At 56.7% G+C, this 13,223-nt stretch carries 10 protein-coding genes; 5 read left to right on the forward strand and 5 right to left on the reverse strand.

Annotated elements, in window-relative coordinates; genetic code table 11:
• Positions 1 to 112: 112 nt before the first annotated feature.
• Positions 113 to 1,324 carry an MFS transporter gene (locus NQH49_RS02005; RefSeq protein ID WP_256698191.1) on the forward strand — a complete coding sequence of 404 codons (1,212 nt, stop codon included), beginning with the start codon at positions 113 to 115 and terminating at the stop codon, positions 1,322 to 1,324.
• A gap of 136 nt (positions 1,325 to 1,460) precedes the next feature.
• Here the strand turns inward: NQH49_RS02005 and NQH49_RS02010 are convergent, their stop codons facing one another.
• Positions 1,461 to 3,851: a glucose/quinate/shikimate family membrane-bound PQQ-dependent dehydrogenase gene (locus tag NQH49_RS02010; RefSeq protein WP_256698192.1), complete on the reverse strand. Its 2,391-nt coding sequence runs from the start codon at positions 3,849 to 3,851 to the stop codon at positions 1,461 to 1,463.
• Positions 3,852 to 4,135: 284 nt separating this feature from the next.
• Complete coding sequence (locus NQH49_RS02015) at positions 4,136 to 4,735, reverse strand: hypothetical protein (RefSeq protein ID WP_256698193.1); 600 nt, start codon at positions 4,733 to 4,735, stop codon at positions 4,136 to 4,138.
• A 408-nt stretch (positions 4,736 to 5,143) separates the two neighbouring features.
• On the opposite strand from NQH49_RS02015, the gene NQH49_RS02020 reads away from it, so the two are divergent.
• Entirely contained in the window at positions 5,144 to 6,382 is a 1,239-nt protein-coding gene (locus tag NQH49_RS02020; protein WP_256698195.1) for an MFS transporter, read from the forward strand.
• Between the two features lie 101 nt (positions 6,383 to 6,483).
• Here NQH49_RS02020 and NQH49_RS02025 read toward each other — a convergent pair whose 3' ends face one another.
• Positions 6,484 to 7,644: a Gfo/Idh/MocA family protein gene (locus NQH49_RS02025; RefSeq protein ID WP_256698196.1), complete on the reverse strand. Its 1,161-nt coding sequence runs from the start codon at positions 7,642 to 7,644 to the stop codon at positions 6,484 to 6,486.
• 267 nt (positions 7,645 to 7,911) lie between these two features.
• Between NQH49_RS02025 and NQH49_RS02030 the strand changes: the two genes are divergently transcribed.
• From NQH49_RS02030 to NQH49_RS02040, 3 genes are all read left to right on the forward strand, one after another.
• Positions 7,912 to 8,790: a glucosamine kinase nucleotide-binding domain-containing protein gene (locus NQH49_RS02030; protein WP_256698197.1), complete on the forward strand. Its 879-nt coding sequence runs from the start codon at positions 7,912 to 7,914 to the stop codon at positions 8,788 to 8,790.
• An 18-nt stretch (positions 8,791 to 8,808) separates the two neighbouring features.
• Complete coding sequence (locus NQH49_RS02035) at positions 8,809 to 9,930, forward strand: ROK family transcriptional regulator (RefSeq protein ID WP_256698198.1); 1,122 nt, start codon at positions 8,809 to 8,811, stop codon at positions 9,928 to 9,930.
• Positions 9,931 to 10,014: 84 nt separating this feature from the next.
• Positions 10,015 to 11,378 (forward strand): IS3 family transposase gene (locus NQH49_RS02040; RefSeq protein WP_256696421.1). Its coding sequence is split into 2 segments (ribosomal slippage): positions 10,015 to 10,510 and positions 10,510 to 11,378, totalling 1,365 coding nucleotides; the frame shifts between segments, so codons are not numbered across the junction.
• Positions 11,379 to 11,445: 67 nt separating this feature from the next.
• On the opposite strand, the gene NQH49_RS02045 is transcribed toward NQH49_RS02040, so the two are convergent.
• Both NQH49_RS02045 and NQH49_RS02050 read right to left on the reverse strand, forming a co-directional pair.
• A complete protein-coding gene (locus NQH49_RS02045; protein ID WP_256698199.1) occupies positions 11,446 to 12,537 on the reverse strand; it encodes an ABC transporter ATP-binding protein in 1,092 nt (363 codons plus the stop codon).
• A 13-nt stretch (positions 12,538 to 12,550) separates the two neighbouring features.
• Positions 12,551 to 13,150 (reverse strand): GNAT family N-acetyltransferase, encoded by a 600-nt coding sequence (locus NQH49_RS02050; protein ID WP_256698200.1) that lies wholly within the window; start codon positions 13,148 to 13,150, stop codon positions 12,551 to 12,553.
• Between the last annotated feature and the right edge of the window lie 73 nt (positions 13,151 to 13,223).

The raw sequence follows: 13,223 nt of genomic DNA on the forward strand, positions 1-13,223 counted from the left end.
TTGTTGTTATCTGGCAACAATGCTACGCCGCCTGGCAATTATCATAACAACCCTGTTTTCTCTGATTGCTCGCTGTTAGCCTGCTAAAAAAGCAAAAAACAGGGATATCACCATGCAGCAACCTCCACTCGCGTTAGCGCCCGAACAGCAACACTGGAAGCGAAATTTATGTGTCTGCGTGCTGGGTTCGTTCAGCACCATCGTGGCGATGACACTACTGTTGCCGTTTCTGCCGCTCTACGTGCAGCAACTCGGCGTGCAGGAACCGGCGGCGATTGCGCGCTGGTCGGGTGCAGCCTACGGCGCCACCTTCCTCAGCGCCGCCCTGACCGCGCCGCTGTGGGGCAAACTGGCCGATCGCTATGGCCGCAAACTGATGTTGATTCGCGCCAGCCTCGGCATGGCGATTGCGATGTCGCTGATTGGCATGGCCACCGCGCCGTGGCAACTGGTGGCGCTGCGTTTGCTGGCGGGTTTGCTCGGCGGTTACGCCTCGGGATCGACCATTCTGGTGGCGGCGCAAACGCCGAAAGAGCAAACCGGCTGGGCGCTCGGCGTGCTGTCGTCCGGCATCATGGCGGGCAACGTGGTGGGGCCGCTGCTGGGCGGCGTGTTGCCGCCGCTGATTGGTATTCGTCACACCTTTTGGCTGACCGGCGCGGTGATTTTCCTCGCCTTCCTCGCTACCACCTTTTTACTGAAAGAAGTGCCGCGCTCTTTTGGTAAGAAAACCGTGCAAAGCAGTGGAGCCGATGAGGCACCGCCGAATCTGCCGGTGGTGCGCCTGATGTGGCTGTCGGGCATGCTGCTGATTTTCGCCAATATGTCGATTGAGCCGATCATCACGCTGTATATCGGCCAGTTTGTCAGCGGCGATCACGCCATCACCGTCACCGCCGGTTTGGTGATGGCCGCCGCCGCGCTCGGCAGCATTCTCTCCGCACCGCGTCTGGGACGGCTGGCCGATCGCGTTGGGCATGGTCGCGTGCTGATTTACGGATTGATAGCCTGCGCGTTGCTGTTGATCCCGCAGGCGTTTATCAGCGAAGCGTGGCAATTGGTGGTGCTGCGTTTTCTGATGGGCATGGCGCTGGGTGGATTGATGCCGTGCGTCACGGCGCTGATTCGTCACAGCGTGCCGCAGTCGCAGGTGGGTAAGATGCTGGGGTATTCCACTTCGGCGCAGTATGTCGGCCAGGTTTCAGGTCCGCTGTTTGGTGGCTTTGTTGGCGGCGCGTTTGGTATGCGTCCAGTGTTTCTGGCCACCTGCGTAATTATGGCGCTGTGCGCGCTGTTAAACGCCCGCGTGCTGCGTAACCGCTAACTCGTGGGGCCGACATTTATGGCGACCTTCATGATGGGCGCACCGCAAGTTTGTGCGGTTTTTGCAAAGGTCGCCATAAATGGCGACCCTACGAAAAAGCGGGCCTAAGCCCGCTTTATTACTTCAACGCAAAAACTTACTTCGCATCTGGCAGTGCATAAGCAATCACATAATCACCCAGCTTGGTACCAAACGAACCGTGACCACCTGCCGCGATAACAACGTACTGCTTGCCATCCACTTCATAGGTCATCGGCGTTGCCTGGCCGCCCGCTGGCAGACGTGCTTGCCAGAGCATTTCACCGGTATTGGTATCGAATGCACGCAGATAGTTATCTGCGGTAGCACCAATGAAGAACACGTTACCTGCGGTGGTGATTGGGCCGCCCAGCATTGGCATACCCATTTTGAACGGCAGTGGAACTGGCGCGCTATCGCGAACCGTACCAATGCGTTTTTTCCACACAGTTTCGTTAGTCTTCAGATCAACCGCAGAGACATAGCCCCACGCCGGTTGTTTACACGGCAGACCAAACGGTGACAGGAACGGATTCAGCTCCACGCCGTACGGTACGCCGTACTGTGGCTGGATGCCGGTTTCAGTACCTGAACCGCCTTTGTCGTCAGCCGGTGGCTCGATCGGGTTGCCCGGACCGCGCGGAACCAGCTTGGAAACAAACGGCAGCGCCATTGGGTTAGCAATCGCAATCTGACGATGTGGATCCACCGCGATACCGCCCCATTCGAACATGCCGAGGTTGCCTGGGAAGACCAGCGTACCTTGCTCAGACGGCGGGGTGAACGGACCTTCATAGCGCAGACGCTTGAAGATCACGCGGCACACCAGCTGGTCGTACATCGTCGCGCCCCACATGTCCTTGTCCGTCAGATTCTGTTTCGGACGGAAGGTCAGTTCGGAGTACGGCTGAGTTGGTGAAACGTGGTCACCTTTGGCGGCGCCCTGTGGAACCGGGGTTTCCGGCGCAGGGACAACCGGCTCGCCGGTGCGACGATCCAGTACAAAGATGTTACCGGTTTTCGCCGGTGCATAAATCACCGGAACGGTTTTGCCATCTTTGGTGGTGATATCGGCCAGCGTCGGCTGCGACGGCAGGTCCATATCCCACAGATCGTGATGCACGGTCTGATACGACCACACCAGCTTACCGGTAGTGGCGTTCAGTGCCAGTACGCTGCTCGCATAACGTTCCTGCTCTGCGGTGCGGTTGCCACCCCAGATATCCGGCGTTGACACACCCATTGGCAGGTAAACGATATCCAGCTTCGGATCGTACACCGCCGGTGCCCATGAGTTCGGTGAATTCATGGTGAAGGTGTGTTCATCCTGTGGAATCGCGTTTGGATCTTTCGCGCCCGGATCGAACACCCACAACAGTTTGCCGGTGTTGACGTCGAAGCCACGGATGGCGCCAGACGGCTCACGGGTTGAGTAGTTATCGGTGACCGCGCCCGCTACCACGATGGTAGTGTCGGTGATGACCGGCGGTGAGGTTGGCTCGTACTGACCTGGAGTCAATACGGGCTGCTTGTGCTGCAGATCCAGTTCACCGTTGTTGCCAAAGGCAGCGCAACGTTCACCGGTTTCCGCATCCAGCGCGAACATGCGGCCATCATTTACCGGCAGGTAAATACGGCGTGAGCACAGCGCAGGTTGGGTATTGGCCGCATCAGCTGCAGCAGGGACTTCGTGATAAGAAACGCCACGGCAGGTCACGTGCTGGAAGGTTGGATTCGGCTTCAGGCCCGGATCAAATTTCCACTTCTGCTTGCCAGTTTTGGCATCCAGCGCAAACAGAATCTGATGCGGTGAGCACAGATACAGGGTGTCGCGGATTTTGATTGGCGTGACTTCATCGGTGATTTCGCCCGGATCGTTTGGCGTCTTCAAATCGCCGGTCTGGAACTGCCAGGCAACCTGCAGCTCTTTAACGTTACCGGTGTTGATCTGCTTCAGCGGCGAGAAACGGGTGCCTTGCTGGTCACGTGCATAGGCAGGCCAGTCAGCATCATTGATGTTGCTCAACGGCTGCGCCTGCGGAGCATTAGAGGCTGCCGCTGGAATTTCACCGTTCAGCTCTTGTGGATCGTGGAACACTGCCCACGCCAGCACCAGCACGCTGGCAAGCAGCGCCACTGACAACAGCGCCAGAGCGCCTTTGCCGGCATTATTCAGACCGCGATACACAAACGGCAGAATCAGCCAGATGCCGAAGATCACCAACACATCGGTACGCGGTGCCAGCGCCCAGAAGTCGAAACCGACTTCCCACACGCCCCACACCAGCGTTGCCAACAGCAGCAATGCGTACAGCAGTAATGCTGAGCCGCTACGGCGCCACAGCAGAATAGCGGTGATCAACATGACCACACCGCCAATAACGTAGTACCAGGAACCACCAATGGCGGCTAACCAAACGCCACCAACCAGCATAAACGCGCCCGTCAGCAGTGCAAAAAGCACTGTGAGAAAACGGATTACGCCAAAAGATGAGGAAGCTTTCCCCATAATATTGACCTCTTTCTTTGCCATTAAAAACTAAAAAGGAAACAACGCGTTGGGCTGCTTCCCGACATAGAGTACGAAATAACGAAACGGTTCGAACGACGCTTTCCATGCGGCGAGATGTTCCCTTTGCGTTAAATTTTATCTTAAAAACGTTAAAGGGTTTGATATTTTTAGTGCTTTGCACGCGTGGAGAGGAAGTAGTGCGACATTTTATGGGGGAATAACGGTGTTATGTCCGGTTAGATCGGGCCATAACACCTAAGAGCAACACTTTGTGTAAACGTTTACCCTTCGAGCAGCATGCTGCCGGTGCGTTGCTCTTGCCAGCCGCTCAAATTAAGTAGCGCATAGTGCTTAGCGGGCAGCGTTAACTGCGGAGTACGTAATATTACCTCCGCTTCTCTTTCGCGGCAGGACTCCAGTAGAAAAGGAAAGCTGAACTTGAGGTAATTATCGTTAAAAAACTCATCGGTCAGCACAATACCGCGAAAAGGAAAGGTGGATATATTCTTCCAGCAAGTGCCGGGTGGTGCCAAATCATATAGCCAAAATGAGAAACGCTCTGCGGCCTGGCGTAATGCACTATCTTGCTGAACTAAGTCGGCATAATTGATCGCCAGTTGTACATTCTCATTCTGCAGGCAGGAATAATTATCCGGCGCCTGTAAAAAGCGCACAAGGTTATTTCCCGTCAACGGGATGATTATTAATTCGGGTGCATCCGGCAACTGGTTATGCAGCGAAATTATGTTGCCTCCATTAAGTGTTGTCGTGCTTTCCTGTTCGCAATGCATAAAAGGTGCTGAATAACACACGCCAGCTAGCGCACCGTCGAAACGGCGAATGCGCTCAGTAATATAAGGATTATAAGATCTGTTTTCCATTTATCTCTGTGAATAAATTAATTGGATGCAACGTCTTAATTATTATAAGAACGGGCGACTGGTGAAATCTTAACCCCGACAATATAAACCCTTTGCTGAATAAAGTTGATCTTTTTTAATTTTCTCTGATAGAGAGATATTAAGTGAAGCGGTAGCGATAATTCGCCATCATCTTATGTGTGTTGATATTTTCAAACTACAACCATCAGCCCGCTAATATTAAGAGCGCTATGTTTAGCTGAATTCTGGATAAGCTTCTGTTTTTAAACAGCACGGCTAGCCATTGCTTGGCTCAACAAGATGTCGCACTCTGTGGCCTGAAAAAATAAAGCGGAAGCCATGATGGGCTTTTCACCAGGTTGGTGCAACGACGCTAACCGATGTAATGATTTAGGATGGGATAAAACTATGGGTTCTCCAGTATCCGCAGCAGAGGATTCATTGCTGCGGCACAGGTCGTTTGTCGCCTTTTGGCTGGCGCGCACCTGTTCATCGTTTGGTTTTCAAATGTTCTCGGTCGCGGTCAGCTGGCAAATCTACGCGCTGACCCACAGTGCGATGGCGCTGGGCATGATCGGTCTGATGCAATTTCTGCCTTCCGTGCTGTTGGCGCTGCCCGCCGGACATCTGGCGGATCAGCTCGATCGTCGCCGCATCGTTTTGCTCGGACAATGCATTGAGTGGCTGGCGCTGCTGGGGCTGGTTGCGCTCACGCTAATGAACTGGGCGGGCAAAATTGAGATTTGGGGATTGGTGTTCCTGATCTCTGTCGCTAAGGCGCTCGAGTGGCCAGCGATTACCTCTATGCTGCCGGCGCTGGTGCCGCCGCCGATTCTGGCTCGCGCCATGGCCGCCAGTTCGGTGGGCGGACAGGCGGCGGTGATTATCGGCCCAACGCTCGGCGGCTTCCTTTATGTCGCCGGTCCGGATGTGGTGTATGGCGTCTCGGCGCTGTTCTATCTGTTCTCCATCGTGCTGGTGAGCCGACTGCGCTATGAGCGGCCGCCACAGGCGCGCTTGCCGATGAATCTGCCGAACCTGTTCGCCGGCGTGCGCTTTATTCGCGATCGCAAAGATGTGCTCGGCGTGATTTCACTCGATCTGTTCGCGGTGCTGTTGGGCGGTGCAACCGCGCTGTTGCCGATATTCGCGCAGGATATTCTGCATACCGGGCCGTGGGGATTGGGCATCCTGCGCGGTGCGCCATCGGTCGGTGCGCTGCTGGTTGGCGTGTGGCTGAGTCGTCATAAGCTGGAAAAGAACGTCGGCATGATCATGTTCGGTTCGGTGGCGGGTTTTGGCGTGGCGACGTTGGTGTTCGCGCTCTCCACCCAGCTTTGGCTTTCGGTGATCGCGCTGGCGGCGCTGGGCGGCTTCGATATGGTCAGCATGGTGATTCGCGGCGCGCTGGTGCAGTTGGATACGCCGGATGACATGCGCGGCCGCGTCAATGCGGTCAACGCCATCTTCATTAATACCTCGAATCAGCTCGGCGAGTTTGAGTCAGGTTTGCTGGCGGCGTGGATGGGCGCAGTGCCCGCAGCGGCAATTGGCGGCATCGGCACGCTGATCGTCGTGGGGGTGTGGATGACGATTTTCCCGCATCTGCGTAAGCGGCAGAAGCTGGAAAACGAAACCGTGGTTTGATAGAAACGGTGCGCGTAGGGTCGCCATTAATGGCGACCGTCACGATGGACGCACGAAAAATGGCGACCGTCACGACGGACGCACGAAACTTTTCTCCCGCGTCACACGCTTATTGCTTTCCCCAGGCTAGCATCAAAGGTTTTCCAGCTCTCGGTCATATCCACCACGGTTTTCGATTTTCGCGCTTCATCGATTTTGATCGCGGTAAGTCCCGCTTCCAGCGCATCCACCACGGAAACCTTCAGCGGCGTTCCTTGCGTAATGTGTTTCACAATCTCTTCTGCCATCAGCGCATCGGCGCCGTAATGGCCGTCATAAGCGTTGCCGTCATACTCGGTATCCACTTCGCGCTCGCCGGTGCGGGCGTTGTGCACGCGGAAGTAGTTACGCACAAAGTCACCTTCGGCCATGCCATCGGTGCCCATCACGCAGAAGCGGCGGAACTCATCCGGCACGTTAAGGTTGGCGTGGAAGGCGAGGGTGGCGCCACCGGCATACTCAATCAGCGCGGTTTGGTAATCGACGATATCGGCATCGCCGTCAAACACCGCATCGGTGCTCGACCAGCCGCTCGGCTTAACGTGATACACCTCAGACTGCGGCGTTACCGCACCTTTAGGCGCATGCTGCGGCGTGAAGTTTTTGCGTCCGCCGAAGCTGGCAACGCTTACCGGACGCTCGCCGACCAAACCCTGATAGAGATCGATATCGTGGCAGCATTTTTCCAGAATGTACGGACCAGCGTACTTCTCAAGACGACGCCAGTCGCGCTGGAAGAACGCACCGTGGTAGGGCTTGATGTGTTCGGTGGCTTCAATTGAGGTAATTTCGCCGAGGCGATTTTCATCGCGCGCGGTGAGCAGGTCGCGATAGAGCGGCGAGTAGCGCAGCACCAAGCCGACCAGAATGCGCTCGTGACCATATTGCTGCACCAACTGTGCCATCGCCATGGTCTGCTCTTCGTTGATCACCACCGGCTTCTCGGTGAATACCGTGTAGCCCGCCGCCAAGCCCTGACGAATATGTTCAAGGTGCATAAAGTTCGGCGAACCGACCAGCAGCAGATCAAAGCCGCCGTGTTGCAGCAGCGCATCCACGCTGTCAAACGCGGTGCCCGCATCAATGCCAAAGCTGTGCAGATTCGGTAATCCTGCCGGAGCCGGATCGACATAACCCACCACGGAAAACGCTGTGTCGGCTTTGTTGAACTCTTTCACCACATGGGAAAGACGAAAGCCCAGACCAATAATGCCCACTTTCATGTTGTACCCCTGAAGCCCGTTGCCTGTAAGCCGCCCGACCTGTCAGGCTGCTGATAATCTGACCGCTAACTTATTACGACAGAAAAACTAATGTCAATCCGTGTGGCGGATCTCAATTGGTGAAAAATTGTTATTCATATGATTTATATCTATTTTAATTAACTATACGGATTGCCTATTTATTTGTTATTGCGATTTAAGTTTTTTTCCCCTATCTTTCGCACATCTATAAGCGTCATACCGTTTCGGGCTGGCAGGAGGAAGCGCGTGCAATCACTAATGCTGGGTATTGATGGCGGTGGTACGCACTGTCGCGGACGCCTGACCGACAGCGCCGGACGGCTGCTGGCGGAAGCCAAAGGCGGTCCTGCTAACGTCTGGTCGCAGTTTGATGCCGCCATTGCGGCCATCGGGCAGGTCATCGACGATCTGTTTACGCAGGCGAATTTACCCGCTGAAGCGCGCGACCGAACGGTGATCGTCGCCGGCCTGGCGGGCGCGAATGTCGCCTCAGTGCAAACCCGTCTCGCCAGCTGGCAGCCACGCTGTCAGGCGCGCTATCTATTTACCGATGTCGAAATCGCCTGTGCCGGTGCGCACGCCGGTGCGCCGGGCGCGGTGTTTATTATTGGCACCGGCAGCCAGGGCGCGGCCTGGGATGGCGCGCACTTCACGCTGCTCGGCGGCTGGGGTTTTGCCTTGTCGGATGCCGGTTCGGGTGCGATTCTCGGCCAGCGCGCGCTGCGGCTGGCGCTGCTGGCACACGAAGAGATTGTGCCCGCCTCGGCGTTAACGCAACGCGTCATGGCAAGCTATCAAAACAGTCCGGAACAACTGCTGATCTGGTCGAAACAGGCGACGCCTGCCGATTGGGGCCGCGTGGTACCTGAGGTCTTCGCTGCCGCGCAGCAGGGCGATGAGCACGGCACAGCGCTGGTGCAGCAATGCGCCGCAGATATCGTGCAGATGGTGCAGCCGCTGCTGGCGCGCAGCCACGGCAAACTGGCCTTAATGGGCGGATTAGCCGAACCCATTCAGGCGTGGCTACCGGCGGATATTGCTGCGCTGCTGGTGCCGCCGCAGGGCGATGCGCTGAGCGGTGCGATTCGCCTCGCCACGCAGTTCAGCCTGACACTTCCTGCTTAACTTCAGATAAAGAGGCTCATGAGCGCTCCCAACGTAACCGCGCGCATTCTGCGGCTGATTGTCGAAAATGCGCCTATTAGTCAATCCGATCTCAAAGTGCGCAGCGGCCTAAGCATGTCGACGGTATCGCAAGCCACTAATCGTTTGCTGACCGGCGGCATTGTGCAGGAGTTGGGGCTGCGTCGCGTCTCGATGGGGCGACCCAAAACGCTGCTTGGCCTCAATCCGGATCACGCCAGCGTGGTGGGGATTCAGCTCAACGCCGAACGTAATCTGATGGTGTTGACCGATCTCAGCGGCAACATCATCGGTGAACAGCAGATTCCTTCTGGCGCGATGACACCCAAGCAACTCGGCGATGCGCTGGCGAAGTTTTTGCGCGGCGTTGAAGGCAAAAAGGTTGGGGCGATTGGTCTGGCGCTGTCGGGTTTGGTTGATGCCAGCAACGGCGTTTGCGTGCTGTCACGCGCGTTGGGCTGGGATAACGTGCCGATTGCCCGGCTGCTGGAAGAGCGCTTCTCGCTGCCGGTATTTATTGAAAATGACGCTAACGCGCTGGCGATGGCGGCGCTGGTGTTTGGTCAGCTCGGCCACGCGCAGTCGGCGGTGATTGCCACTTTTGGCAAAGGCATCGGTGCGGGGATTCTGCTCGATCGCCAGCTCTATCGCGGTCGTCACGGCAAAGCGGGTGAGATTGGCGTTTCGCTGCTGGGCGACGGCTCTGAGCGTTTGCTGGAGGATGTGGCATCGTCGCAGGCGATTCTGCAGCGCGTGGCGGCCACCACCAAAGACGAGGCGCCGCACACGCTGCGCGATCTCGATGTGCGTCCAACGCCAGAGGTGCTGAGTGCGCTGGCCGAGGCCGGGCAGCATTTAGGGATGTCGCTGGCGAATCTGTCGGTGGCTTACGATCCGGACGTGGTGTATCTGGCGATGGAGCCGCAAATGGCCTCGCGCATTTTGCTTGATCACATTACGCAGAGTTTCCAGACTTACCGTTTGAAGCTGACGCCGCACATGACGCCGCTGCAATTCCTCACCGAATCCAACCGCATGTGGGCGCAGGGCGCTGCTGGGTTTGCAGTGAATAAGTTGCTGGATTTGTTGGCCGCGCAGGCCGATGAGGATATCGCGTCGTGATTTTGTGCGCGCGTTGAGACGGTCGCCATTTATGAACTGCACCCCAAATGTTGGACCATAATCTGACATTGAAGGTGCAGCTCTATGACAACAAAATATCCCATCGAATTTAAACTCTCGGCCATTCACTATTTTCTTAGCGGCCATGCCGGTATTGATGGAACGGCTAAGCACTTCAGCATTGCCCCTACTAACCTCCGCCGCTGGGTTGCGCGCTATCAGCATCACGGTGAGCAGGCTTTGCTTCCCCGCGGGCACCGGCGTTATTCTTCTGACTTCAGGGTCCAGGTGGCGCATTATGCTCTGGCTCATACCGGTGAGTCATACGCTGCGGTTGCGGCGCGTTTTAATATCAGCTCACACAAAACGGTTGAATCCTGGGTCCGCCAGTACAGCCTTAAAGGTCACTATGCTTTCCCGCCCGAAAACAGCACGCGGAGAACACCAATGTCAGGCAAAGAAAAATCACCAAAACCAGTCGGGTCAATGACGCCGGAAGAGCTGCTTAAGGAGCTCGAATACCTGCGTGCCGAAAACGACTATCTGAAGGTCATGCAGGAGATTATCCTGGAAAAAAAGCGCCGGGAGCGGGAGAAAAAGCCGCAGCCGTGACGCTGCTGCGCACGCGGCATCGCCTGCCGGTGCTGCTGAGCGTATCGCGGCTGCCAAAAAGCACTTTTTTTTATCAGCTTGCCCGCCAGCAGGCAGCGGATAAGTACGCAGAGGTGAAGACGCTTATCGTCAGGCTGTCAGAGGAGCATCGCAGTGTTTATGGCTACCGGCGCATGGGCTGCCTGCTCAGGCAGCACGGCTGGGCGCTGAGCGGGAAAACCGTGCTGAAGCTGATGTCGGCGCTGGGTCTGCAGTCGCCGGTAAGAAAGAAGAGATACCGGTCCTGTCGCGGGCCCGAGGGGCGGACAGCCGGCAACGTGCTGCAGCGCAACTTCCGGGCACAGGCACCGAACGAGAAGTGGGTAACGGACGTAACGGAGTTCAGCGTTGCGGGTGAAAAATGCTACCTGTCCCCGGTTCTGGACCTGTATAACGGCGAAATCGTGGGCTGGGAAACGGCGCGTAAGCCGCTGATGCCGATGATAAACGGTATGCTGAGCAGAGCCTTACAGCATCTGACGGGCGAGCAGCGTCCGCTTCTTCACAGCGATCAGGGCTGGCAGTATCAGATGCCGGAGTATCAGCGGCGCCTGGCGGAAAACGGGATAAAACAGAGCATGTCGCGCAGAGGAAACTGCCTGGACAACGCGGTGATGGAAAACTTCTTCGGTCATCTGAAGTCGGAAATGTTTTACCTGAAGAAATACCGTGACGTAGAGGAGCTGGAGAAGGACATCGGAGACTATATCCACTTCTGGAATACTAAGCGGATAAAAATGGGGCTGGGTGGGCTGAGTCCGGTAGCGTACAGGACTCAGCATTACGCAGCGCTTTAACTAAACGGTCCAGGTTATGGGGTTCAGTTCATTTATGGCGACCGCCACCATGAACGCACCGCACCCCTTAACGTAACCGCAAACCCTGCTCATCAAACAACAAACAATGCTCGGCGCGCAGCTGGTAACTCATCCTCTCGCCAATCGCGTGTTCCGCCACGTTGCGCTCTTCAATCACCAGCAGCTTCTCTTCGCCGATATCGAGATAGAGATAATTGGTGTGTCCCAGCATCTCGCTAAACGACAATTCGCCGCTGAAACTCGCGGCATCATCGTTGCTGCTCACCGGCTGGAAATGCTCCGGGCGCATGCCCAGCGTGATTTTCTGCCCTTCGCGGCACGGTGCGGCGATCGGCAGCGTAAGCTGATTGATGCCCAGCGCGGGCACACGTAGCCGCACCGCACCCGGCGCGATCGCCGCCACTTCGGCACTGAGGAAATTCATCTTCGGCGAGCCAATAAATCCGGCGACAAACAGATTATCGGGATCGCGATACAGCGCCATCGGTGCGCCAACCTGCTCAATACGGCCCTGACGCAGCACCACAATGCGATCCGCCAGCGTCATCGCTTCCAGCTGATCGTGCGTCACGTAGATCATGGTGTTGCCCAGCGAGGCATGCAGGCGAGCAATCTCAATGCGCATCTGCAAACGCAGCTCAGCATCGAGGTTCGACAGCGGCTCATCAAACAGGAATATACGCGGATGGCGGATAATCGCGCGGCCAATTGCCACGCGCTGCCGCTGCCCGCCGGACAATGCACGCGGTAAACGGTCAAGGAATTCAGTGAGATGCAGACGCGCCGCCGTCTTTTGTATCGCCTGCTCAATTTCCGCTTTCGGGCGCTTCATCACCTCCAGCGGATAGGCCAGATTGCCGCGCACCGTCATGTTCGGGTAGAGCGCATAGGACTGAAACACCATGGCGATGCCGCGCTCGGTGGCGTGCTGATCGGTCATGTCGGCACCTTCAATCAGCAACTTACCGTCGGTGATCTCCTCCAGCCCGGCAATCATGCGCAGCAGCGTGGATTTCCCGCAGCCGGAAGGGCCGACAAACACCACGAATTCGCCGCTGTTAATGGTGAGATCGATGCCGTGAATCACGTTCACATTCTCGTAGGACTTCTTAACGTTTTGCAGATGCAGGCTGGTCATGCGATGCCTCGAATCAGAGAAGTTGGCCCATATAAATGGCGTTGCTGCGCATAATCGGCGTGAAGCCGAGGCGCTGATAGAAACCGCACACCTGCTCATTCTGCAGGCTGACGCCGAGGTACACGCCCGGCACGCCTGCGGCACGCAGATCGTTTAGCAGCTGTTCAATCAGCTTGCGCCCCCAGCCGCCTTGTTGTGCGGCTGGCAGCAGATTGATGTGCAGATGCGCAGGCCACTGTGTCACCAGCTGATCCGCCGCCGCATCGGGCTGATGAATCGCTTCCAGCACTTTGCTGTCGAGCGCCGCCTGCGGCGCGTAATCGCGATACTGCTGTTGCAGCTGTGGCCACCAATCGCTATTCAGCTTTGCTTCGAAGGCGCGCGTATCGGGCGCGGCGACCGCGTAACCCACCACCTCGCCATGCTGTTCCAGCACATAAGCAAATTCGGGCGCAAAGCGCGCGTAGGGAATGACAAAGCGCAGGCCGGGCAGTGCGGGATCGGAGTAGAGCGCACTGGCATCGGTCCCGGCATTGGCGGTCTCTAAGCAGATGCGCGACAAGGCGGGGAAATCAGCCTCGCTGGCGCGACGAATAACACCTTCAGCCGTCATGGTGGAGCCTCTTGGTCAGGAGATGAACAGATTTTACGGTAAAGAAAGCCGACTTAGTTTTCAAGGTGTAATA

The sequence above is a fragment of the Pantoea trifolii genome (assembly GCF_024506435.1).
Taxonomy (GTDB): domain Bacteria; phylum Pseudomonadota; class Gammaproteobacteria; order Enterobacterales; family Enterobacteriaceae; genus Pantoea; species Pantoea trifolii.

What these genes read in the sequence shown, in the direction of transcription:
- NQH49_RS02005 (WP_256698191.1), top strand. Translation starts at nt 113, where the DNA reads ATGCAGCAACCTCCACTCGCGTTAGCGCCCGAACAGCAACACTGGAAG.
- NQH49_RS02010 (WP_256698192.1), bottom strand. Translation starts at nt 3,851, where the DNA reads ATGGGGAAAGCTTCCTCATCTTTTGGCGTAATCCGTTTTCTCACAGTG.
- NQH49_RS02015 (WP_256698193.1), bottom strand. Translation starts at nt 4,735, where the DNA reads ATGGAAAACAGATCTTATAATCCTTATATTACTGAGCGCATTCGCCGT.
- NQH49_RS02020 (WP_256698195.1), top strand. Translation starts at nt 5,144, where the DNA reads ATGGGTTCTCCAGTATCCGCAGCAGAGGATTCATTGCTGCGGCACAGG.
- NQH49_RS02025 (WP_256698196.1), bottom strand. Translation starts at nt 7,644, where the DNA reads ATGAAAGTGGGCATTATTGGTCTGGGCTTTCGTCTTTCCCATGTGGTG.
- NQH49_RS02035 (WP_256698198.1), top strand. Translation starts at nt 8,809, where the DNA reads ATGAGCGCTCCCAACGTAACCGCGCGCATTCTGCGGCTGATTGTCGAA.
- NQH49_RS02045 (WP_256698199.1), bottom strand. Translation starts at nt 12,537, where the DNA reads ATGACCAGCCTGCATCTGCAAAACGTTAAGAAGTCCTACGAGAATGTG.
- NQH49_RS02050 (WP_256698200.1), bottom strand. Translation starts at nt 13,150, where the DNA reads ATGACGGCTGAAGGTGTTATTCGTCGCGCCAGCGAGGCTGATTTCCCC.